The organism is Nocardia flavorosea, assembly GCF_015477805.1.
Lineage (GTDB): Bacteria > Actinomycetota > Actinomycetes > Mycobacteriales > Mycobacteriaceae > Nocardia > Nocardia flavorosea_A.
The window spans coordinates 79,287-102,192 of sequence record NZ_JADLQL010000003.1; the positions used below are offsets into that span (position 1 = coordinate 79,287).

20 protein-coding genes are annotated in these 22,906 nt (G+C 67.5%); 12 read left to right on the forward strand and 8 right to left on the reverse strand.

The features are described 5' to 3' along the window. Positions 1–157: 157 nt before the first annotated feature. Both IU448_RS15865 and IU448_RS15870 read right to left on the reverse strand, forming a co-directional pair. Positions 158–613, reverse strand: coding sequence for an effector binding domain-containing protein (locus IU448_RS15865; protein ID WP_195056417.1), 456 nt, complete (start codon positions 611–613; stop codon positions 158–160). Continuing rightward, entirely contained in the window at positions 610–1,053 is a 444-nt protein-coding gene (locus tag IU448_RS15870) for a GyrI-like domain-containing protein (RefSeq protein ID WP_195056418.1), read from the reverse strand. The genes IU448_RS15865 and IU448_RS15870 overlap by 4 nt, the downstream gene beginning before the upstream one ends. A gap of 520 nt (positions 1,054–1,573) precedes the next feature. Between IU448_RS15870 and IU448_RS15875 the strand changes: the two genes are divergently transcribed. Both IU448_RS15875 and IU448_RS15880 read left to right on the forward strand, forming a co-directional pair. Next, positions 1,574–3,709 (forward strand): hypothetical protein, encoded by a 2,136-nt coding sequence (locus IU448_RS15875; protein ID WP_195056419.1) that lies wholly within the window; start codon positions 1,574–1,576, stop codon positions 3,707–3,709. A 95-nt stretch (positions 3,710–3,804) separates the two neighbouring features. Then, positions 3,805–4,719, forward strand: a complete 915-nt coding sequence (locus IU448_RS15880; protein ID WP_195056420.1) for an SDR family oxidoreductase — start codon at positions 3,805–3,807, stop codon at positions 4,717–4,719. On the opposite strand, the gene soxR is transcribed toward IU448_RS15880, so the two are convergent. Then, on the reverse strand, positions 4,640–5,215 hold the full coding sequence (gene soxR, locus IU448_RS15885) for a redox-sensitive transcriptional activator SoxR (protein ID WP_228813278.1): 576 nt from the start codon (positions 5,213–5,215) through the stop codon (positions 4,640–4,642). The genes IU448_RS15880 and soxR overlap by 80 nt on opposite strands. A gap of 130 nt (positions 5,216–5,345) precedes the next feature. Between soxR and arcA the strand changes: the two genes are divergently transcribed. Together arcA and IU448_RS15895 are read left to right on the forward strand one after the other, a co-directional pair. Next, positions 5,346–6,605, forward strand: coding sequence for an arginine deiminase (arcA, locus tag IU448_RS15890; protein ID WP_195056421.1), 1,260 nt, complete (start codon positions 5,346–5,348; stop codon positions 6,603–6,605). A gap of 30 nt (positions 6,606–6,635) precedes the next feature. After that, on the forward strand, positions 6,636–6,995 hold the full coding sequence (locus IU448_RS15895; RefSeq protein WP_195056422.1) for a GntR family transcriptional regulator: 360 nt from the start codon (positions 6,636–6,638) through the stop codon (positions 6,993–6,995). A 13-nt stretch (positions 6,996–7,008) separates the two neighbouring features. Here IU448_RS15895 and IU448_RS15900 read toward each other — a convergent pair whose 3' ends face one another. Beyond that, positions 7,009–8,634, reverse strand: coding sequence for a dolichyl-phosphate-mannose--protein mannosyltransferase (locus IU448_RS15900; RefSeq protein ID WP_195056423.1), 1,626 nt, complete (start codon positions 8,632–8,634; stop codon positions 7,009–7,011). Positions 8,635–9,289: 655 nt separating this feature from the next. On the opposite strand from IU448_RS15900, the gene rsmI reads away from it, so the two are divergent. Next, positions 9,290–10,132 (forward strand): 16S rRNA (cytidine(1402)-2'-O)-methyltransferase, encoded by an 843-nt coding sequence (gene rsmI / locus IU448_RS15905; RefSeq protein ID WP_195056424.1) that lies wholly within the window; start codon positions 9,290–9,292, stop codon positions 10,130–10,132. A 172-nt stretch (positions 10,133–10,304) separates the two neighbouring features. Here the strand turns inward: rsmI and metG are convergent, their stop codons facing one another. Next, on the reverse strand, positions 10,305–11,870 hold the full coding sequence (gene metG / locus IU448_RS15910; protein ID WP_195056425.1) for a methionine--tRNA ligase: 1,566 nt from the start codon (positions 11,868–11,870) through the stop codon (positions 10,305–10,307). 287 nt (positions 11,871–12,157) lie between these two features. On the opposite strand from metG, the gene IU448_RS15915 reads away from it, so the two are divergent. From IU448_RS15915 to rsmA, 3 genes are all read left to right on the forward strand, one after another. Next, positions 12,158–12,991 carry a TatD family hydrolase gene (locus IU448_RS15915; RefSeq protein WP_195056426.1) on the forward strand — a complete coding sequence of 278 codons (834 nt, stop codon included), beginning with the start codon at positions 12,158–12,160 and terminating at the stop codon, positions 12,989–12,991. Between the two features lie 144 nt (positions 12,992–13,135). Continuing rightward, positions 13,136–13,333, forward strand: a complete 198-nt coding sequence (locus IU448_RS15920) for a hypothetical protein (protein ID WP_195056954.1) — start codon at positions 13,136–13,138, stop codon at positions 13,331–13,333. A 196-nt stretch (positions 13,334–13,529) separates the two neighbouring features. After that, positions 13,530–14,417 carry a 16S rRNA (adenine(1518)-N(6)/adenine(1519)-N(6))-dimethyltransferase RsmA gene (rsmA, locus tag IU448_RS15925; protein ID WP_228813368.1) on the forward strand — a complete coding sequence of 296 codons (888 nt, stop codon included), beginning with the start codon at positions 13,530–13,532 and terminating at the stop codon, positions 14,415–14,417. On the opposite strand, the gene IU448_RS15930 is transcribed toward rsmA, so the two are convergent. Beyond that, complete coding sequence (locus tag IU448_RS15930; RefSeq protein WP_195056428.1) at positions 14,399–14,608, reverse strand: heavy-metal-associated domain-containing protein; 210 nt, start codon at positions 14,606–14,608, stop codon at positions 14,399–14,401. The genes rsmA and IU448_RS15930 overlap by 19 nt on opposite strands. A gap of 144 nt (positions 14,609–14,752) precedes the next feature. Between IU448_RS15930 and IU448_RS15935 the strand changes: the two genes are divergently transcribed. Both IU448_RS15935 and IU448_RS15940 read left to right on the forward strand, forming a co-directional pair. Then, complete coding sequence (locus tag IU448_RS15935) at positions 14,753–15,724, forward strand: 4-(cytidine 5'-diphospho)-2-C-methyl-D-erythritol kinase (protein WP_195056429.1); 972 nt, start codon at positions 14,753–14,755, stop codon at positions 15,722–15,724. A 702-nt stretch (positions 15,725–16,426) separates the two neighbouring features. Then, positions 16,427–18,235 (forward strand): ABC-F family ATP-binding cassette domain-containing protein, encoded by a 1,809-nt coding sequence (locus tag IU448_RS15940; protein ID WP_195056430.1) that lies wholly within the window; start codon positions 16,427–16,429, stop codon positions 18,233–18,235. A 299-nt stretch (positions 18,236–18,534) separates the two neighbouring features. Here the strand turns inward: IU448_RS15940 and IU448_RS15945 are convergent, their stop codons facing one another. Both IU448_RS15945 and IU448_RS15950 read right to left on the reverse strand, forming a co-directional pair. Further along, entirely contained in the window at positions 18,535–19,395 is an 861-nt protein-coding gene (locus tag IU448_RS15945) for an Abi-alpha family protein (protein WP_195056431.1), read from the reverse strand. Then, a complete protein-coding gene (locus IU448_RS15950) occupies positions 19,386–20,708 on the reverse strand; it encodes a hypothetical protein (RefSeq protein WP_195056432.1) in 1,323 nt (440 codons plus the stop codon). The genes IU448_RS15945 and IU448_RS15950 overlap by 10 nt, the downstream gene beginning before the upstream one ends. Positions 20,709–20,935: 227 nt before the next feature. Here IU448_RS15950 and IU448_RS15955 point away from each other — a divergent pair, with 227 nt between their 5' ends. Together IU448_RS15955 and IU448_RS15960 are read left to right on the forward strand one after the other, a co-directional pair. Next, a complete protein-coding gene (locus IU448_RS15955; RefSeq protein WP_280457399.1) occupies positions 20,936–21,916 on the forward strand; it encodes an Abi-alpha family protein in 981 nt (326 codons plus the stop codon). Positions 21,917–22,258: 342 nt separating this feature from the next. After that, on the forward strand, positions 22,259–22,888 hold the full coding sequence (locus IU448_RS15960; protein ID WP_195056881.1) for a nuclear transport factor 2 family protein: 630 nt from the start codon (positions 22,259–22,261) through the stop codon (positions 22,886–22,888). The last annotated feature ends 18 nt before the right edge of the window (positions 22,889–22,906 follow it).

Consider the following 22,906-nt stretch of genomic DNA (forward strand, 5'->3'; position numbering starts at 1 on the left):
CACAATTGACCAGAACTCTGGTTAATCTTCCGAAAACTGAACCGAGATGCGACTGTTATCGCAGGTCAAGCCTGGTCATTCGAAAATGGGCAGTTACCAGCAGACCGGTTGGTTCTGAGTTAGTTACCCTCCGGCAACGAAAACGATCGGACCACTGTCACGTGGCGATCGAAATGAACAGCTCCACCGATTCCGAACCCTGCCAGATCTCGATCTCCTCGCGGTAGGCGCGCGTTATCTCGGCCGAGGCCGTGGCATCGTCGACCTGGGCCCAGACGTCCTCGACCGGATCGTGGTAGTCGCCGTTGGGCACGAACCGCGCGTAGACGCCCCGGGGGACCCGGACCAGTACGTCACCGATGGGTGCCATACCCGGCTCGTGGTACTCGAAACACACCAGTGCGTTGTAGGTTCCGGTGGGTGTACGCACGTACACGGTGTACATCGGGCGATCGGCCTCGGTCGAGCCGGCGAATCCGGCCGCCCGTTCGCGGAGCCGGTCCTTGAGGAACTCGATGAGTTCGCTGTTGCTCACCTTGAAGCTCGGGCGCACCTTAGGCACCACCAGGCCGGCGTACACCGACTCGCCGCGCACCACGATCGTGTAGCTCATCGGGGCTCGACCGCCAGGTACAGATCGATCTTGTACGCATGCGGGTAGAACTCGAAATCACCGGTGAAGGTCCGGTTTATCCGGTTGTTCTCCTCGGCGTAGGCGATCTGGGCCCACAGGCCGGTCATGATCTGCGGGAAGTTGCCTACCGAGGAGAACTTCGCGTAGGTGCCGCGCGGTAGCCGGGCCACCAGGTGGCCGCGGGTGACCTCGTCGAAGGAGCGGCACTCGTAGCCGACGATCTGGGTGTTGTAGGTACCCAGTTCGGGGGAGTAGTCCGTGTACGCGGTCGCCAGCGGCCCGCCGAGTTCGTGATGCAGCACCGACGACCAGGCGCCCTCGAGGTCGCGGTCGCGTAGTTCACCGAGCGCGCGTTTGGGGCTGCGTACCGGAAGCCCGGCCACCCACGTCTCGTCCCGCTCGACGATTTCAAACTGCATGGAAGGACTCTTTCGAGATGTCTCCTGATGGGCAAGCCGACCGGATGGTCGGCCGGATCCGCCATGCTATCAACCGGTGGCGGCGCCGGTGGCCGGCCCGGCTGCCGGATTTCGGCGGACCGCCGAGGCTATGCGTTGTAAACCCACCATTGTGCACCGAAGAATTAGAACCGTCCGGTTGACGGCAATTGGCGGGAAAATGGCCGAACGGCTCCGTAAAGCCGTTCTGGTCAGCGATTTTCGCGAGATTCTAGTCGCATTCTCAACCGTGGGTACGTCACGCGATATTGTTTCGTAATTAACCGTGGACGGCACAATACGCCACTATCGGTTCAGCTGAGCTTCATTCCGCGTCGTTACCAATGGCGACATGATCGGCAGAGCAGACCGCGGGATACGCACGCAACCCGGGTGCGCGGCAACCGCGGCAACCCGGTAGACGGCCGCCGCCGTGCGAATTCTCCGCGAATACCGGTACCGGACGCCCGGAGTAGCCGGCCCGCGTCGCCGTCTCCTCTCGGTGTTGGCGCTGGTGCTGTTGTTCACCGCTCTTCCGGGGGGCCTGGGAGCGGTCGCGATGGCACAGGACGGTTCGGGAGTGACCGGAACGAGCCGGATGGACGGGGTCGCGTGGATGAACATCCGCGATTCCGATGGTGTGCAACTGGCCGACTACACCTTCGTAGGCGACCACGGCGGATACCTCGATCCGAGCGCGACCGTGCTCTGGACGCTGGTGGGGCTCGAGTTCGTCGGCTATATGATCATCGTGACCACGGCGATCTGGTTCATCGGCTACACGCTGAGCTTCGCCTGGCTCGATCTGTTCGCCGACGCCCTGCGCGGCGCGGCGGATATCTTCGCCGACCGGGTCGCGACTCCTGCCGTGTTGATCACCGCCGCCACCGTCGGCGCCTTTTTCGTGGCGTGGTTCGTGGCGCGCGGTTTCCACAGCCGGGCCGCCGTCCAGACGCTGACCATGCTCGCGGTGGCTGTGCTGGGCCCGTTGTTCCTGGCCGCGCCGCTGGCCGGCGCGTTGGATTCCGATGGTCTGCTGGCCCGCGGACGGGATGTGGGTATGGCGGTAGCCGCCGGGCTGGGCGGGGCGCCGGACCGCAACCCGGACCTGCTGGTACATACGTTGCAGGGGGAGCTGGCCGACAACTTCGCACGTCGTCCGGTGCAGGTGTGGAATTTCGGGCATATCGTCGACGACCGTTCCACCTGCGCGGCGGCGTGGTCGGCCGGGATGAACTCCGGTGATATCGAGCGAACCCAGCATGCGCTCGGCACCTGCGGTGATACCGAGGCAGTCGCGGCGGCCCGCCCACGTATCGGCCAGCTCGGCACCGGGTTGGTACTGCTGGTGTCGGCGGCGGTGCTGCTGCTGTTCGCCGTGGTGCTGTCCGTGCGGTTGATGAAGGCCGCGCTTGATGCCGTCTACCAGGCATTCATGGCGATATTCGGATTCGCCGCCGGCGGATTCGTCTTCGGCCCGACGCAGACTTTCCTGCTGCGAAATCTGGTGAACTCGGGCATCGCGGCGGCGCGGATGTGCGCCTACACCGTTTTCGTCGGTGTCTATCTGTTGTTCCTGGGCAATCTGTTCCATCAGGCCCGCGGTCAGGTCGTCGCGGTGATCGTGATCGCCGCGGTGGTGGAGATCGTCGCGATCTTCCAGCTGGGCCGGTTGGCCCGGAGTCTCACGCGTGGTTCGAACTGGGCCGCCAACCGGTTCGCGCTCGCCGTCCAGGGCGCGCCCGCGGGGGCCGGCGGTTCCGCGCTCGGAACGGCCGGCGCAACAAACGATTCCGGCGCTGGTTCCGGTATGGGCCTACTCGCCGGCCTGGCGGCACTCAACACGGTCAACGCCTCTCCGGTGACGGCGTGGCTGGCGGGTCGTACGGTGAACCCGCTGAGCCCCTTGGCCGCGGGCAAAATGCGCAACGACCGAGCGAATATCGCTTCTGCGGCGAGCCGGCTGGAGGGGCATCTGTGGCAACAGTCGTCTCGGCGGAACTGGCAACATCTGGCGCGCCGGGAAGCCGGCCAATGGGGTGGTATCCATACCGAGCTCGGTTTGTCCCGGGCGCTGAAATACCTCACCAACAACCGGGTTCCCGCCGATTCGCTGGCCGCGGTACTGCTGGATGCCGGAGCGAGTCACGAGCGGGTGCACAACCATCTGCGGGCGCGAGCGGTACGTGAGGGCACCCGGTCCCGTAACCCGTACGGGTTCCCGCCGGTGCAGAAGGCCCTGGCCTCGGGGCATGCGGTGCTGAACCATGTCGGGACGGACGCGGAATCGGCCTTCGCGGCACAGGCCGTCAGCGACGCCGACAGTCTGGCCCGGCATACCCGCGCACCCGATCCGACGGCGCGACTCGACGACGCCTTCCTCGCTCGTGTCCGGCAGCACTGGGATTCCGACCGGGACCTGCGCGCGAATATCGGTCCCGAGGATTGGCGCGGGACCGACCGTCACACTCGGACCGCCATCGCCCACCAGTTGGCGACCGAACATCTCGCGGTGGCCCGCGCGTATTCCGCCGCACCCACCGGGACGCACCGTGCCCGGCTTGCCGTCTCGCTCCGGCGCCTGGCCAATCTGGACCATTTGCTGCCCGAGTTCGGGCCGGACCCATGGGACCACTGACGGCGGCGGGCGGCTGGTGGGCGTTCCGCCGTGCCGCCCGCGTCCGGTCTCGGTACGCTGCTGCCGACAGCGGAGTCGCGAGATCGGGAGTCGGCATGGGGCGGGTCAACCGCAGAAAATCGGTGCAGGGCGCGAAAACACTGGTCACCGGTGCTGCCAGTGGTATCGGTAGAGCGACCGCCCGGGCCGCGGCCGCCCGTGGGGCGCGGCTGGTGCTCACCGATATCGATGCCGACGGGCTCGCGGCCACGGTCGAGGAGATCGAACGGGCCGGGGGGACCGTACTCATCGCGCGGGCGCTCGATATCTCCGACTACGACGCCGTCGCGGAGTTCTCCGCCGCCGTGCACGAGGGCTTCGGCAGCATGGACGTGGTGATGAACGTGGCCGGGACGTCGGTCTGGGGGACCGTGGACAGCCTGGAGATCCGGCACTGGCGCCGGATGATCGATATCAATCTGCTCGGACCGATCAATATCATCGAGCGTTTCGTTCCGCCGATGGTGCGATCGGGGCAACCCGGGGCACTGGTGAACGTCTCTTCGGCGGCGGGGTTGCTGGCCCTGCCGTGGCATGCCGCCTACAGCGCCAGTAAGTACGGCCTGCGCGGATTGTCGGAGGTGCTGCGTTTCGAGCTGGCCGAACACGGGATCACGGTGCACCTGGTGACACCGGGCGCGGTCGCGACACCGCTGGTGCGGACCTTCGACCTGGTCGGTGTGGACAAGGAGAATCCGCGGGTGCAGCGGGTTACCTCGCTGTTCACCCGGCACGCCGTCCCGCCGGAGAAAGTCGCCGCGGCGATTCTGAAGGGAATCGAGCGCAACCGGTTCCTGGTGTACAGCTCCTTCGATATCCGCTTCGGTTACTGGTGGAAGCGGAAATTCGCCTTCCCCTACGAACTGGTTATGCGCCAGGCCAACCGGCAGTTCAGCATGCTGAAACAGTCGGTGAATCGGGATCGGCCGGCGGGGAGCACAGCGAACCCGGATTCTCCGGTAGAGCATTGAGCTGCTCGCCGGGCTCGCACGTACCCGGCTCCGGGCAGTTCAGATGCACGTCGAGGACGCGGGCGCCGGGACCTTCGGCGCCGAGCCGGTCGTATTCGTTGACCAGTTTGCAGCTACCCAGCGACAGGCAGCCGCAGCCGATACAGCCGGTGAGATTGTCCCGTAGCCGGACCAGCTGAGTTATCCGCTCGTCCAGATCGGCTCGCCAGGTGGTGGACACGGTTTCCCAGTCGCGCCGGGTGGGTGTGCGACCCTCCGGCAACCGGTCCAGGGCAGCGCGGATTTCGCTCAGTGGGATACCCACCCGCTGGGAGATGCGGATGAAGGCCACCCGGCGCAGCGTCTCGCGGGTGTAGCGGCGTTGATTGCCGCTGGTCCGGCGGCTGGAGATCAGACCTTCGCGTTCGTAGAAGTGCAACGCGGACACCGCGACTCCGCTACGCTCGGAGAGTTGACCCGGGGTCAGCTCCTTGGTTTTCCAATCCGCTGTCGGCATCCGTCCTCCTCCGTCATCCTCAACCATACTTCAGGGTTGCGGGCGTTGTGGGCCGAATCCGGGGCAAATATTCCGCGAACCCGGCAGTCGTGCATATGCCGTCGACCGCCGCGCGCATTAGTGTCGGGACATGGGATCAGATGCCGCATCCGATACCCGGCAACGGGACACCGGCCACCCGGCCCCCGCCTACGGGGTCACCAGCGAAGTCGGCAACCTGCGCGCGGTACTGCTGCACCGGCCCGGCGACGAACTGCGCCGGCTCACCCCGCGTAACAACGATCAACTGCTCTTCGACGCCATCCCCTGGGTGGAACGCGCCCAGCAGGAACACGACACCTTCGCCGCGGTCCTGCGTGGCCGCGGCGTGGAGGTGCTACTGCTCGCCGACCTGCTCGCCGAAACACTCGAGGTCAGCGGCGCCGCGCGCATCCAGGGCATCTCCGCGGCCGTGCACGCACGCCGCCTCGGCCATTCGCTCGCCGCCGAACTGGCCGCCCGATTGCGTGGTGTGCCCGCACCCGAACTCGCCCGGATCTTGATGGCGGGTATGACCTTCGACGAGCTGCCCTTCGCCGCCGACGACACCTCCCTGGTCCGCCGCATGCACCACGGCGGCGATTTCGTCATCGACCCGCTGCCGAATCTCCTGTTCACCCGCGACTCTTCGTTCTGGGTGGGCCCCAAGGTCGCGATCACCGCACTGGCACTGCCCGCCCGCGCGCGCGAAACCTCGCTGACCGACCTGATCTACGCATTCCATCCGAGATTCCTCGGCGTCCGGCGGGCCTACGAATCGCATACTGCGCCCATCGAAGGCGGTGACGTGCTCCTGCTGGCCCCCGGAGTCGTGGCGGTGGGCGTCGGCGAACGCACCACACCCGCCGGTGCCGAAGCCCTGGCCCGCAGCCTGTTCGACGACGGGCTCGCGCACACCGTGCTGGTGGTGCCGATCGTGCAGAACCGCGCCACCATGCACCTCGACACCGTGTGCACCATGGTCGATACGGATGCGGTGGTGATGTATCCGGGGGTGCGCGAAACCCTTACCGCGTACACGATCCGCCGCACCGGCGATACCGACAGCTGTGTGGTCACCGGACCCGAACCGTTCCTGCCCGCCGCCGCGGCCGCGATGGGAATCGGCAAACTGCGGGTGATCGATACCGGGACCGACGGGGTCACCGCCGAACGCGAACAGTGGGACGACGGGAACAACACGCTCGCCCTGGGCCCCGGGGTGGTGGTCGCCTACGAACGCAACGAGATGACCAATACCCGGCTCGAAGACGCCGGCATCGAAGTGCTGCGCATACCCGGTTCGGAGCTGGGGTCCGGACGCGGCGGCCCACGCTGCCTTTCCTGCCCACTTGCGCGGGACAGCGCATGAGAAGCGGCCGGATGCGGTAAGAACGGACCCATGTTCGAGATCACGGTGTCGCACGATTCGGGCGTCCCACCCTACGAACAGCTACGACTGGCCGTTATCGCGCGGGTCCGGGCGGGCGAGCTCAGCGCGGGCACCAAGATTCCTACAGTGCGCGCACTCGCGGCGCAATTGAGCCTGGCACCCAATACCGTGGCTCGGGCCTACCGTGAACTGGAGCAGGACGGGGTCCTGGAAACCCGCGGCCGGCTGGGTACCTTCATCGCCTCCTCCGGTGATCCCACCGCCGATGCCGCCGGTCGTGCCGCCGCCGAATACGTCGCGGCGATCCGCCGGCTCGGCCTCGACGACACAGCCGCTGTCCACTATGTGAAAACCGCTCTGATCGTTTGACCCCGTACCGGCCTCAACGCCAACTGGGTAGCCAGAGATGGTCCTGCCAGTTGCCGGTAGTGATGGGCAGGGCCGTGAGGATCGGCCACAGCCAGATGAAGTTCGCGATCACCAGGGCCAGATACAGGCATACCGCGAGCAGGCCCAGGCTGTGCCGCTCGCTGGGTTCGGCCGGAAGGAAAGGCCCGGGCCCGCCCGGCGCCCGGGCGGCCGGACGGCGCGCCGTGCCGAGTACATCGCCGAAGACCAAAGCCAGCGCCATCACCAGGAACGGCGCCAGCGTGACCGCGTAGAAGTAGTACATCTGCCGGTCCAGCGTCAGGAACCAGGGCAGCAGCGCCGCGCCGTATCCGGTGAGCACGGCCGCGTAGCGCCAATCGCGGCGCACCACCCAGCGCCACAACCCCCAGGCCAGAACGGGCAGCGCGACCCACCACAGCGCCGGCGTGCCGATCAGCATGACAGCCTTCACGCATTCGCTCTGCCCGCAGCCGGTGACTCCGTCGTCGGCGTAGTAGTAGAGCATCGGGCGCAGACCCATCGGCCACGTCCACGGTTTGGACTCCCACGGGTGATGGTTGCCCGCCGAGTTGGTGAGCTCGGAGTGGAAGGTGAGGGTGCGGGAGTGGAAATACCACAGGGACCGCAAGGCGTCGGGGAACAGATGCGACCAGAAACCGCCTGTGCCGATACCGTCCTCGGGCGCCGACGGATTACCGGCCATATAGCGGTACACCGCCGTTTCCTCGCGGAACCAGGCGGCGTAACTGGCCAGATAGACGCCCAGCGGTATCACGACCAGCGCGTACAGGGCCGGGCCGATATCGCGGATCGCGGTCCCGAACAGCGGTTTGCGCACCCCGTAGGCGCGGCGCGCGGAAAGATCGAACAGCACGCTCATCAGGCCGAAAGCGGCGATGAAGTACAGGCCCGACCATTTGGTTCCGCACGCGAGCCCGAGCAGGACCCCGGCGCCGAACCGCCACCAGCGCACCCCCAGTCGCGGGCCCCACGGGGTCTGCGCGATCCGGCCCTCGGCATCGGCCCGGGCCAGCCGCGCCCGGACCTGATCGCGGTCGACGATCAGGCAGCCGAAGGCGGCGGTGACGAAGAAGGTGATGAAGATGTCCAGCATGCCGATGCGCGACGAGACGAAACTGGCCCCGTCGGCGATCAGCAGGATTCCGGCGAACGCGCCCAGCAGCGTGGAGCGGGTCATCCGACGGACGATCCGGATCACCAGCAACACCAGCACGGTGCCGGCCAGCGCCGCGGTGAACCGCCACCCCCAGCCGTTGTAACCGAACAACGCTTCACCGAGGGCGATCATCTGCTTGCCCACCGGCGGATGCACCACCAGGCCGTAACCGGGGTTGTCCTCGATACCGCCGGTCAGGATCTGCCAGCCCTGCGGTGCGTAGTGCTTCTCGTCGAAAACCGGGGTGCCGGCATCGGTGGGGTAGTTGAGCATGGTGAACCGCGTAACGGCCGCGATCACCGTCAGGAACAGGCTGACCACCCAGCCGCGCACGGTGTCGGTGGGACCGAAATCCGGTGCGGGCCGCAGCGGCGCCGGGCTCGACCAGGTGAGTGGCGGCCGCCAGGACGCGCTCGGTCGCGAGTCGGTCAGCTGATTCACGGCCCCGAGTCTATGGGGGCGGCGACGGCGCGACGCCACACGCCCGAAGCGGTCGCGCCGAGCACCCCGGCCGGTGGATGGATCGGCCGGCCGAAGCGACCCCCAGCGCCCTGTGCCCCCGGCTTCGGCCAACCGCGCGGTCCGGCAACCGTCTCCGGGACGCAATCACGCCGCCGAGGCCGGTGCGCGATCCGGATGCGCTCGCACGACCCGCAAAGGCGCAGCGGTATTCGGGCCGGTTCCGCGCACGCCGATCCGGATGGACCGGACGGCGGCAGCGGGCCTCGCACCACTCACCTGATACGTTCCAGGTACTTTGCGAACCGCCGAAACCAGAGGGGCCCGCGGTGGCCCGGAGAGACACAAGGTTGCCGCACAAAGACGGAATAGGGTGCCCGGAAGATGGTGCACACGAATTTGCGGTCGCCGGCCGGCCTCGCCCCACAGCGAAACCGGCGTAACCAACGGCGCCGGCGAGTTCACCGAAGCCTCGAAGGTTTGGGCTCCACGGAAACCGAAACGCAACCAGCGGCGGTCCGAGTCTTACGAGGCCCTGAAAGGTTTCGGCCCGCCCGAGGGGGCCGAAACCCGCGGCGCCGCAGGCGCCGCCAAAAGATGCAGCAGGCCGGGATTCTCGGGGCCGGGTAGGAGTGTGGTGGTAGAGGGCGGATTGGTTCTGGCGGCGACGCCGCTGGGGCAGATCGGGGATGCGTCCGCGCGATTGCGGGAAGCACTGGGGTCCGCCGATATCGTCGCGGCGGAAGACACCCGGCGAACTCGGTCGCTGGCGAAAGCGCTGGATGTGGAGATTCGCGGCCGGGTCGTCAGTTTCTACGATCACGTGGAGTTGGCGAAGATTCCCGCGCTGCTGGCGGAGATCGCCGCCGGCCGGACCGTACTGCTGGTGACCGATGCCGGGATGCCGTCGGTGAGCGATCCGGGGTATCGGCTGGTGGCGGCCTGCGCCGAACGGGACCTGCCGGTGACCTGCCTCCCGGGGCCGTCGGCGGTGACGACAGCGCTCGCTCTGTCCGCGTTGCCGGTCGACCGGTTCTGTTTCGACGGGTTCGCGCCGCGTAAGCCGGGGCAGCGCAAGGAATGGCTGGGCACCCTGGTCTCCGAGCGGCGGGCCTGCGTGTTCTTCGAGGCCCCGCACCGTTTGGCCGAATGCCTGGCCGACGCGGTCGAGATTCTGGGCAGCGACCGCCGGGCTGCCGTGTGCCGGGAACTCACCAAGACCTACGAGGAGGTCGTGCGTGGCACGCTGGCCGAGCTCGCGCAGTGGGCGGCCGGTGGTGTACGCGGAGAGATCACGGTGGTTGTCGAGGGGGCGAGCGCGACCGTTGCCGAACCGGCGGATCTGGTGGCGCAGGTCGAGGAACGTGCCGCCGCCGGACTACGGCTCAAGGACGCGAGCGCGGAGATCGCCGAAATCGCCGGGGTCTCCCGGCGTGAACTCTACGACGCCGTACTGGCCGCCCGCCGCGCCGGTGAGTGACGCGTAGCGGGAACGAGCCACTTCTTCGGGCCGCCGTGGTGCAGAGCGCCGCGGCCATCAGGGCGATACGACGGTCGCCGACAGTCCGCTCGCGCCGCGGCGCGAGCGGTGATCGGGTGCACCCTGGAACGGCGCGGGTACGGGCGGGGCGCTGCCCGGCGCCTTCCCAGGGTCATTCGTCGGTTTTCGGCTCCACATAGCGCGGGAACACCGGTTCCGGGGCGGGTAGCGGGACGCCCGGGACGAGCGGGGTGGCGATATCGGCGAAATCGCGGCCCGGCTGGGCGAGCAGGTCCAGGATCTTGGCCGCCGAGCCCGGAATCGCCGGCTGGGCGAGGATGGCGACGATGCGGACCACCTCGAGGGTGACGTAGAGAACGGTCGCCATCCGGGCGAGGTCTTCCGCGGTACCGGATTTACGCAGTGTCCAGGGCGCCTGGGCGGTGAAGTAGCGGTTGGTCTCGCCGAGGGTGAGCCAGATCTGTTCCAGTGCCAGGTGCATCTGCTGGACGTCGAATTCGGCCCGGCAGCGGTCGAGGAGGCCGTTCGCGCGGTCGAGCAGGGCGCGGTCGTCGGCGGTGAACTCGCCCGGGGTGGGTACGGCCGCGCCGCAGTTCTTGGCAACCATGGTCAGGCTGCGCTGCACCAGATTGCCGAACTCGTTGGCCAGATCGGCGTTGATCCGGGAGACGATCGCCTCGTGGCTGTAGCTGCCGTCCTGGCCGTAGGAGATTTCGCGCAGCAGGAAGAAGCGCACGGCATCCAGGCCGTAGGTGTCGACGAGTTCCAGCGGGTCGACCACATTGCCGACCGATTTCGACATCTTCTCGCCCTTGTTGTACAGGAACCCGTGCACGAATACGCGCTTCGGCAGCTCGATCCCGGCCGACATCAGGAAGGCCGGCCAGTACACCGTGTGGAAGCGGGTGATGTCCTTGCCGATGATGTGCACATCGGCCGGCCAGAACTTGCCGAAGGCCGCGGAATCGGTCTCCGGGAAGCCGACGCCGGTGAGGTAGTTGGTCAGCGCGTCCACCCAGACGTACATCACATGGTCGGGATGATCGGGAACCGGGACGCCCCAGTCGAAGGTGGTCCGGGAAATGGACAGATCCTTCAGGCCGGCCTTGACGTAGCTGACGATCTCGTTGCGCCGGGTGGCCGGGGCGATGAATTCCGGATGTTCGTCGTAGAGCGCGAGCAGTTTGTCCTGGTAGGCGGAGAGCCGGAAGAAGAAATTGGATTCCTCGGTCCAGGTCACCGGAGTTTTCGTCTCGGTGGAGATACGGCTGCCGTCGTCGAGCAGTGTGGTCTCCTCCTCGGTGTAGAACGCCTCGTCGCGCACCGAGTACCAGCCGGAGTAGTTGTCCAGATAGATATCGCCGTTGTCGAGCATCCGCTGCCAGATCGCGATACTGGCGCGCTGATGGTCGGCGTCGGTGGTGCGGATGAACCGGTCGAAGGAGATGTCGAGGGATTTGTCCATCCGCTCGAACACATCGGAGTTGCGCGCCGCCAGCTCCTGCACCGGCACGTTCTCCGCGGCGGCGGTCTGCTGCATCTTCTGGCCGTGCTCGTCGGTCCCGGTCAGGAAGAACACCTCGTACCCGTCGAGCCGCTTGAACCGGGCGAGCGCATCGGTGGAGATGTACTCGTAGGCATGCCCGATATGCGGCGCACCGTTCGGGTACGCGATGGCCGTGGTGATATAGAAGGCGGGGCGGTCGACTGCGCTCATGGTGCCTTGATTCCATCATGCGGACGGTTGTGAACCCGACTCGACTGCGTGTTCATGGGTTCAGAGGTTACTGGGCGCGGCTCGCGGGCCGGAATCGAATTCCGCGTCCTGTGCCGCGACATCGGTGCGCCGCGCTGCCGCTCGGGTGGCAGCGCGTGGTCGGTGCGCGAGGTGACCTCTGCCGGCGTGGCGGCGGACTCTACTGTGAAGGTCGTGCCTCCTCGTTATTTCGTGCGAAAGCCCCGTTCCGCCGGTGACCGGGCATTGCGGCGATCGGTGGCTGCCCGATGAGCGCCCGGCGTCCCGCACCGCCGCTGCCCGAACCGCTCGCGCCGCTGGTGGACGCCCACACCCATCTCGACGCCTGCGGCGCCACCGATGCGGCCTCGGTCGCCGAGATGGTGAATCGGGCGGCCGGGGTGGGAGTGGGCCGGGTGGTGACCGTCGCCGACGATCTGGCCGCCGCCCGCTGGGCCGTGTCGGCCGCGCACTGGGACGACCGGGTGTACGCGGCGGTCGCGCTGCATCCGACCCGGGCGAACGCGCTAGACGAGCCCGCGCGGGCCGAACTGGAGAAGCTGGCGGCCGATCCGCGGGTGGTGGCGGTCGGGGAGACCGGGCTCGATTACTACTGGCCGGGCAAACTCGACGGCTGCGCCGATATCGAAACGCAGATCGAGGGTTTCCGCTGGCATATCGATCTGGCCAAGCGGATCGGGAAACCGCTGATGATCCACAACCGGGAAGCCGATCATGATCTGCTGACCGTTCTGCTGGACGAGGGCGCCCCCGATACGGTGATCTTCCACTGTTTCTCCTCGGACGCGAACATGGCGCTCTCGTGTGTGGCCGAGGGGTACGTCTTGAGTTTCTCGGGCACCGCGAGCTTCAAGAACGCGCACGAACTGCGCGAAGCGGTGAAGGTGGTACCGGACGATCAGCTACTGGTCGAAACCGATGCGCCGTATCTGACTCCGCATCCGTACCGGGGTGCCCCCAACGAGCCGTATTGCCTGCCGTACACCGTGCGGGCGGTCGCGGAATTGCGGGCGCAGGACCCGGTCGAACTGGCGGAGATCAGCACGGCGAACGCGCGCCGTGTGTACGGGTTCCCCGCCTGAAGCCCCCACCGCAGCCTGTGATTCACATCACAGTTTCGTCTGTGTCGTTTCGTCTAGCAGGGGCGCGACGCGCGCAAACACGTGCCCGGCCCCGCCGGTCGGCCTGTTGCGCTTGTCGTGACCGCCGACCTTCGTTATCGTCCCGTGACCGTGTCACCCTTTGCGAGGATCAACTCCTCACGCTCACCTCTGCTCTACGCCGCGATCGCCGCCGTACTGCTGGCCCTGATCGTCGTCGCCGGTGCGGCCATCGCCACCCACAATTCCACCGGCGACCGGGCGCACTCGGCCCCGGCCGGCCAGTCCTACCAACTGCCGGTGCAGCCCCCTGCACTCGTCTAGCCGACACAACGGCGATACCGCCCACCGCTGTTCCCCCCAACTGCAACGGTGGGGCCATTTCAGTTGGCCGTAATCTTGTGCACCCGACCACGTACATCGCCTGAACGAACGGTCCAACCCTGAACCGGTCCGACCAGCCTCCGGCCCGCAGCGCCGAACACGCAGTTGGTAAGTTCGCCCGGTGTCGGATGCCGAGATGATGGCGCGTGGTGAGGCAGCTCTGCTGGGGCCTGCGCAGGTGCGGGAGCTGGCCGAGCGGCTCGGTGTCCGCCCGACCAAACAGCTCGGGCAGAATTTTGTGCACGACGCCAATACGGTCCGGCGGATCGTGACCGCCGCCGGTGTCGGCCGTTCCGATACCGTGCTGGAGGTGGGGCCCGGTCTGGGTTCGCTGACCTTGGCGCTGCTGGATGTGGTGGATTCGGTGCTCGCCGTCGAGATCGACCCGGTGCTGGCGGCACAGTTGCCCGATACGGTGCGGGAGCGGGCCGGCGGCCTGGCCGATCGGCTGACCGTGGTGCCCGGTGACGCACTGCGGGTTCGTGCGGATATGTTGCCCGCCGCCCCGACCGCCCTGGTGGCGAATCTTCCTTACAATGTGGCCGTTCCGGTGCTACTGCACCTGCTGGCCGAATTCCCGAGTATCGGTACGGCTTTGGTGATGGTGCAGGCCGAGGTCGCGGATCGGCTGGCCGCGCGGCCGGGCAGCCGGGTGTACGGCGTGCCGAGTGTGAAGGCCGGTTTCTACGGTGAGGTGTCGAAGGCGGGCGCGGTCGGCCGGCAGGTTTTCTGGCCGGTGCCGCAGGTGGAATCGGGCTTGGTGCGGGTGGATCGGTTCGCCGAACCACCTTGGCCGGTGGACGAATCGCATCGCCTGCGGGTGTTCGAGGTGATCGATCTCGCGTTCGCGCAGCGCCGGAAAACATTGCGGGCCGCGCTCGCGGGCTGGGCGGGAAGCCCGGCGGAGGCGGAGCGAAGACTGCTCGCCGCGGGTATCGCGCCGACTGCGCGCGGGGAAACCCTCGACACCGCGGCCTTCGTCCGTCTCGCCGCGCAGGCCGGCGATCAGTTCGCCAGTTCGTAGCCTGCTTCGTCCACCGCGGCCGCGATATCGGAATCGGCGATCTCCGCGGCGGCGTCGACCACGACCCGGCCCGAGTCGAGGTCGACGTCCACGCTGGTGACGCCGTCGATTTTGCCGATTTCGGTTTTCACCGCCTGGACGCAGTGGCCGCAGGTCATACCGCTGACGGTGTAAGTGCTGGTGGTGGACATGGTGTCTCCTTCGCGCTCGGTCCTCTACCGGGACGCCAGGAAATATACCCCCCGGGGGTAACGGATGCAAGGGTGATGCGGTCCGGTCCGCTGCGTGGTCTTCGGATGGTCGGGGCCCAACAGCACCTATTAGGCTTGTGCACCGTGCTGTCCGTTGTGCCCAGTCCCGTCACCGTGCGGGCACCCTCGAAGGTCAACCTCCATCTGGGAGTGGGTGATCTACGCGCCGACGGCTACCACGAGCTCACCACTGTTTTCCAGGCCCTGTCGCTCGCCGACGATCTGGAGATCGCACCCGCCAACTCGCTCACGCTGCGGGTCACCGGGGAAGGCGCCGCGGAAGTACCCACCGACCGCACCAATCTCGTCTGGAAGGCGGCGGTCCGGCTTGCCCAGCTGGCCGGCCGCGCACCACTGGTGGAGATCACCATCGACAAAGGTATCCCGGTAGCCGGCGGGATGGCCGGGGGCAGCGCCGACGCGGCCGCCACCCTGGTCGGCCTGAACGAACTCTGGGAACTGGGCCTGCACCGGGACGAACTCGCCGCGGTGGCCGCCGAACTGGGCAGCGATGTGCCATTCGCCCTGCACGGCGGGACCGCGCTCGGTACGGGGCGCGGAGAACGGCTACTACCCGTGCTCTCGCGCAATTCGTTCCACTGGGTGCTGGCCCTGGCGAAAGGAGGGCTCTCCACCCCCGAAGTTTTCACCGAACTCGATCGGCTCCGCGTCCACGGCGACCCTCCGCGCCTCGGCACGCCCCAGGCTCTCATGCAGGCCCTGGCCTCCGGAGACGCGCATCAGCTCGCCCCGCTGCTCGGCAACGATCTACAGGCTGCGGCCGTCTCACTGCGCCCCGATCTGCGCCGCACCCTGCGCGCGGGCGTGGAGGCCGGAGCGCTGGCCGGCCTCGTCTCCGGTTCCGGCCCGACCTGCGCTTTCCTGTGCGAAACCACCGAATCGGCGGTCGCCGTCGCGGCCGAACTGTCCGGCGCCGGGGTTGCCCGCAGCGTGCGGACGGCGACGGGTCCGGTGCCGGGGGCCCGGGTGACGAACCTGGACGAACCACCGCACCCATCCCCGGAACCGCCGGCCCCCGGTCCGCGCCGGGCGTAATCCCCGCGGGGCCCTTCGGCGTCGAATCGGCTGCCGGGTCTCCTCACGGGGGTGCCGTGTGGCGTGATCGCCGGACATGTGATGACCGATCGTCGACAGGTACAACGTCTGGCGCAACGATCCGTCGACGGCAGTGATCGGTGGCAGCGATCCCCGGAACTCGACGCCGCACGGGCGCCACCGCGTCCTCGGCGTGCAGCCGAGCAGGCACCGCGGAAACCGGCAGCATCCGCGACTCGAAATCTTGTCCCTGAGTGACGGCGCTCGCGTGCCCGGCGGCCGGAGCGACGCGTAGCAGGCCACCTCGAACCGAACCGTTGCGGCTCATCCACTGCTGTTGCCGCGGTTCCTTCCCCTTCGGGGAGGCGTCGAACTCCGGCGGGGACGCGGCCCAGGTGCTGGTTCTGGCCCGGGTACGCCGGCGGGTGGAAGATCGGCTACCGAGCCGCCGCGGCGGGAACGGCCCGGCGTAGGACAACCGGGTGGCTCCGGCCGGAGAAATGGTGCGTTCGGCAGGCCGATATCGGGCCGGGCTACGTCGTGTACGAGGTATCGCGACCGAGCGGTGGCCCGGTGCCGGACCGACCCGTTCCGGCGGGCGGGCCGGTGCTCGACCCCGGCGGCGGTCGCCCGGAGCGGGGGGCTCGATAGGCTGGGCGGGGTCGCGTATCGGCGTGGCCGGCAGCGGAGGCGGAAGGATTCATGTCCAACCTGATCAATCTCGAACAGGTCAGCAAGAGTTTCGGGATCAAACCACTGCTCGACGGGGTCTCGCTGGGGGTGCATGCGGGTGAGCGGATCGGGGTGGTCGGTCTCAACGGTGGCGGTAAGACCACGCTGCTCGAGGTACTGACCGGGATCGAGGAGCCCGACGAGGGCCGGGTCAGCCGGCTCGGCGGACTGCGGATGGCCGTGGTCACTCAGCGCGGGGTGCTGCCCGAAGGCGCGACCGTCGGCGAGGTGGTGCTGGCCGGGCTGGCCGACGACGCGCCGACCGGGGATATCGCCGAACACGAATGGGCCGCCGACCCCCGCATCCGCTCGGTTCTCGACGGGATCGGGATCGCCGGCCTGGGCCTGGATACCGCCGTCACCAACCTTTCCGGTGGGGAACGCCGCCGGGTCGCGCTGGCCGCGGCTCTGGTGCGCGAGCTGGATCTGCTGGTACTCGACGAGCCGACCAACCATCTCGATGTCGAGGGCGTGCAGTGGCTGGCCGAACATCTGCTGGCCCGGCGTAGCGCGCTGGTCGTGGTCACCCACGACCGCTGGTTCCTCGACACCGTCGCGACCCGCACCTGGGAAGTGGTCGGCGGCCGGGTGGAAACCTACGAGGGCGGATACGGCGACTGGATCTTCGCGCGCGCCGAACGTGCCCGGCAGGCCGATGCCACCGAGGCCCGGCGCCGGAATCTGGCGCGTAAGGAACTGGCCTGGTTGCGGCGCGGCCCACAGGCCCGCACCTCGAAACCGCGCTACCGGGTGGAGGCCGCGGAGGCGCTGATCGCCGATGTCCCGCCGCCGCGGGACAGTGTGTCGCTGGCGTCGTTCGCCAAGAAGCGGCTGGGCCGGGTGGTGGTGGAACTCGAGGACACCACGCTCACCACGCCGGACGGCCGCGAACTGGTCCAGGATCTGACCTGGCGGCTGGCACCGGGCGAGCGGGTCGGTCTGGTGGGCGTGAACGGGTCGGGTAAGACGACTCTGCTGCGGGCGCTGGCCGGTGATGTCGATCCGGTCGCCGGGAAACGCGTGCAAGGGCAGACGGTGCGGATCGGCTGGCTGCGGCAGGAACTCGACGATCTCCCCACCGATATGCGGGTGCTCGAGGCGGTCCAGGAGATCGCCATGCGCATCACCCTGGGGGAGGGCAGCAAGGCGCTGGAGTTGTCCGCCGGTCAGCTGGCGGAACGGCTCGGGTTCACCCCGGCCCGGCAGCGCACCCCGGTGCGGGATCTCTCCGGTGGTGAACGCCGCCGGCTGCAGCTCACCCGCATTCTCATGTCCGAGCCGAATGTGCTGCTGCTCGACGAACCCACCAACGATCTCGATATCGACACCCTGCAACAGTTGGAGGATCTGCTCGACAACTGGGCCGGGACGCTGGTGGTGATCAGCCACGACCGCTACCTGATCGAACGGATCTGCGACAGCACCTGGGCCTTGTTCGGGGACGGCAAGCTCACCAACCTGCCCGGCGGGATCACCCAGTACCTGGCCCGCAGAGCCGAACTCGCGGCCGGTGGCGCCGGCCGGCAGGCGGCCTCCGCGAACCGGGCCGAAGCGCCGCAAACCGATTCGGCGGCCTATCGAGCGGCCCGTAAGGAACTCGCCCGCCTGGAACGCGCCATCGACAAACTCGCCGAACGCGAAGCGAAGTTGCACACGGCACTTGCCGCAGCCGCCACCGAACCCGACAAGCTGGTCACTCTCGGCGCCGAGCTGAAAGAAGTGCAGGGGGAGAAGGAGACCGCCGAGGAACGCTGGATGGAACTCGCCGACCAGGTCTGAGCTGCCTCGGCAGGATGTTCATCGCCCCGGCCGACACCGCCCCACCGGCGAAGTCGCATGTTCCGGCCCACCGGTCGGTCGTGCCGGGTGCGCCGCGACCGGCGCGGCGGATCGCTCCGTGAGCCGGCGGTGAACGGTTGCGCTGACCCACGGCGTGGTATCCGCAGCTTGCCGGCACCCTGCGGTGCTCATCGGTGACGCGCCGCACCTGGTGTGACCGGGCACCGGCCGCCGGGAGGTTCCACGAGGCTGCACCGTGCATTCGGAATCGAGAGTCGAACGTGCCTTCCGATGCCGTGTCAGGGAACGCCGGCGGTGGGACCTTCCTCGCCGGCGAGGGGCAGGCTGGTCTGCACGAATTCCTCGCCGAAGCTGGTGAGTGCGATTCCGCGGTGCTGGAGTTTGCCGCGGCCCCCGGCCTGTTTCAGCAGTTCCGCCGCCGCTGGCTGGGCTTCCAGGAGCTGATAGCGCTCGGGGGTGCCCACCGGTTCGCTCAGGGTTTCGATCAGGCCCACTCGCCGCAAGTTGTTCAGATAGCGCTGGGTCCGTTCCGGATACCGGAGTCCGGCGTGTTCGCCGATCATGCTCACGCCGAGATCGTCGGCTCCGGATCGTGCTTCCCCGGATCGGCGCAGGCGCCGCGACGATCGGCCGCCGCGGACGGTCACGGTCGGCTGCGGCCCGTCGAGGCGGAGCAACCGCAGGATGCGGGCTTCGTCGGAGGTCAGTTCGGCCAGGATGCGGGCGAACGCCGGATGTCCCTCGTCGGGCGCCCGGGTACTGGCGGCCAGGCGCAGCAGCGCCGCGCCCTGTTCCCGCAGCGACCGTTCGGTGGGGGAGGCGGTGGCGGACGGTTCCGTGGCGGTGACCCCGAGCGCCAGACGCAGCGCCTCCCGGATCCGGCGGGTCGCGTCGGTACGGATCTCGGCGGGCGGCTGCCCGGCCATACTGCCGCGCACCACCGTCTCGGTGACGTCCAGTGCGGTATGCACACCCCACCGTGCGGTACCGGACACCACCGACGCCGCGACCCGCGCGACCCCGCTCACGGCGCGCACCGCCGCGACGGGCCCGATCGGACCCACCGGAGCACGGTGTTCGCCGAGACCTCGGGATCGGTCCGGCTCGCCGGTATCGTGCGGTTGCTCGTTCACAGCCATGTGGTCGCCACCCCCGTTCCGAACACCAGGATATGCGCGTATCCCGCGAACAGCCCGAGTACGCCGCCGTGCACGAACAGCAGCCATTCGTCCTGTTTGATCGCCGAGCGCAACATATCGACGAAATCGTTCGGTGACAGCTCCGACATCTGTTTCGCGATATAGGCGCCGATCTGTTTGCCCTGGCGTTCGTTGAAGTCGGCGTCGGCGAACGCCAGCGGCGCGATGGCCATCGCTTCCGAGGTCAGGGTCTGGGTCAGTGATTCGTAGTCGCGACTGCCGAGGACCAGTTTCACCGCACCACGTGCCGGGCCGAGGGCGCGGTCGGCGGCCGGGCGCAAGGTGTCCTCCAACATTTGCAGGGTGCGATCGGATTTGGGTCCGTTGAGCAGTTCGTCACCGATATTGGCCACCGTCATCACCTGGGTGGAAACGAGTTCGGCGTAACCGTCGGTGATTTCGTTCTGCCGTTTGATCAGCAGGCCCTGCCGCCACGGGCACCACCATTTCGGCTCGGCGGGCGCGAAGATCATGTTCAGGCCCACCCAGTTGACCACCCAGCCGATGATCACCCCGCCGATCGGCAGGACCGCCAAGGTCGGCCACCCCGTGACGTGCAGGATCGCGACCAGCACCACACCCATCGGGGCACCGAAATAGAGACCGAAATTCTGCATGAACCGCAATTCCTTGGCGCCGAGCACCTGGAACAACTGATTGAGCAGTTGCGGTCGCGCCTGGAAATAGCGGATCACCATTTGTTTGACGTCGAGCAGTTGATCGATATTCGCGCCCAGTTCATCGGTGAGTTCGCGCAGAATATCCGGTAGTTGCTGCCGGACCCGTTCGTGCACCATCTCCCGCAGCTGGGACGGCAGGTTGTACCAGAGCTGCGGATGGTCGCGGCGCAGGATGTTCTCGACGATATCGCGGATCTGGGTCTCGGCGGTGAGCGCGAGATGTTCGGCGAGCGCGTCCGGCTCCAGTTCGCGATAGAAATCGGTGACGCTGCCCAGCTTCGAAAGTCCCTTGTCCACCGCGATACTGGCCATTTTGTCGGCCCGCGACGGCACGATGCCCTGCCAGCCGATGCGGCCGTCGTGGCTCAGCAGCGGCAGGATCTGGATCCGTTTGGGCAGATACGGGTACAGGTACCGCAGGCCCGGAATGCGGAGGCCGTGAAAAGCGATCGGCCGGAACAGCATCAGCACACCGGTCCAGTTGGTGATGTAACCGATGACGCCGGTGAACAGCGGAATGGTCAGTAGTTCCAGGAGGATCGTCGGGTGTATCCCGAACACACTCTCCAACACGACACACCCTCCTGCTCCCTGGTGATCGCCGCCTCACCGGGACCTCAAATTAGCACCACAGCCGAACGCCACCGCGCTGCGGCGGCCATCCCACCGGCAGCGCGACCGGGCGCGACACATTAGTGTCTCAGACGTGAGCCGGATCCATGGACCGGCGCGGGGCTATCACCGTCGATGGGCAATAATCGGTGAGCGGGATTCGTTCATCTGGCGATATCGGAGTAGACGTGGCAGACGACAGGACCGGACAGGAGTTCACCCGGACCGGTTCCCGGCCCATGCAATGGAGCCCGCCGGCCGGCACCGCACCGAAACCGGCGCCGCGGAAGAATCCCGCCCCGGCGGATGTCATCCGCAGGCCGCCGTCGAGTGTCGAGCGCAGCGCCGATGTCGAACAGCGGCAGATCAGCAACGAGGCCCGGCTCATCCGCGGAGTGTTCCGAGCCGCCGGGCTCGCCGCCGGCAGTGTGGTGCGCGGCGGGCAGTGGGCGGTGAACACCTCCTACGAGGTGACCCGGGAGATCACCCAGGCGGCCCTGGACGGAGAGTCCTCGGCGGAGATCGCCGAGCGCACCGGTAACGCCCTGCGGTCCATCGCGCGCAGTGCGCTCGGGGTCACCGAGGGGTCGGTGCGCGAAATCGTCAGCTATGTGCCGACCGGGCAGACCTCCGGCCAGCAGACGGTGGCGGTGGGCTCCTATATGCGCTCGGCCACCGTCGCCGAACTCCGTAAACGCGGAGACGCGCTGCTGGCCCGTTCGGCCGATGTCTACTTCACCGAAGAGGTGCATCCCGCCTACGACCGGATCCTCGACGAACTCGCTCCCGACGAGGCCCGCATCCTGCGCTATATGGCCCTCAACGGTCCACAGCCGACCGTCGATGTCCGCACCAACCGCCCGCTCGGGATCGGCTCCGAGTTGATCGCCGGCGGGCTGACCTCGGTGCCGGAACAGGCCGGTGTGCGCTATATCGACCGGGCCCGCTCGTATCTGATCAATCTCAGCCGGCTGGGCCTGACCCATAATTCCGACGATCCCGTGGTACTGAGCCGGTATATGGTGCTCGAAGTTCAGCCGATCGTGGAAGACGCTCTGAAAAAAGCGGGGCGAGCACCGAAAATCGTGCGCAAAAGTCTGCGGCTGACGGAGTTCGGCGAGGATTTCTGCCGTACCTGCTTCACCATCGGTAACGGTCAGCGCCCCTGACAACCGCTGCGCCGGGATCCCGGCGCACCGCCCTGCTCCGGCCGGATACCGCTCTCGACCGGCCCGGATCCGGTCCCCGTAATAACGCCGACGCTGGATAGCAATCCGATACAGATCTGAATAACCTCCCAATTTGTCCATTTCAGGTGGGATGGTGGAGTTATGGACCAGGGCGAGGAACACAACGATCCGGGGCCGTACCCGGGTGGTTTTCCCCGGCGGCCGGGCCAGAGCAGCGAAACCATGGCCTTCTCCGGTGCCGCGCTCGCGGCGGCGCTCGGCGCCGGACTGGATGTACCACTCCCGCCGCGGCTCGAGCCCGAAACGGATGTGCCGTTGACCATGGGACCTGCACGACCTAACACCTCCCGTCCGACGGCTCCGGCGGCGTCGGCGGATCTACAGGAGATCCACCGCCTCAAGTTCCGCTATGTCCGGGCACTGGACAGCAAACTCTGGGACGATTTCGCCGAGACCATGATCCCGGAGGCCACGGCCACCTACAGCGAATACCTGCAGTTCGAATCCCGGGAAGCCTTCCTGACCTTCCTGCGCAACACCCTGGGTCCGCACGTCATCACCGAGCACCGTTGCGATCACCCCGAGATCGATGTGGACGGTGATCGAGCCGAGGGAACCTGGTACCTCTCCGATACGGTGCTGATTCCGGAGAACAATATGCTGCTGCGTGGCGCCGCCTTCTACTCCGACGAGTACGTGCGCTGTGACGACGGCCGCTGGCGGATCGCGCATACCGGCTACGAACGCACCTACGAGGTGGTGCTCTCGCTCAGCGATCTGCCCAGCCTGCGGTTGACCGCCAACCGGTGGGGGCTGATCCAGCAGTCGGACGGGGTCGAGGCCGTCGAACGCGACCCGCGGGAAACCGCGCCGCACGACGAGACACCCGAGGAATCCATCGGCGGCAGCGGTCAGGAATATCCGGGTCCCGAACACCGCGCCGCTGGCTGACCTGTCGTGGTCGCGTGC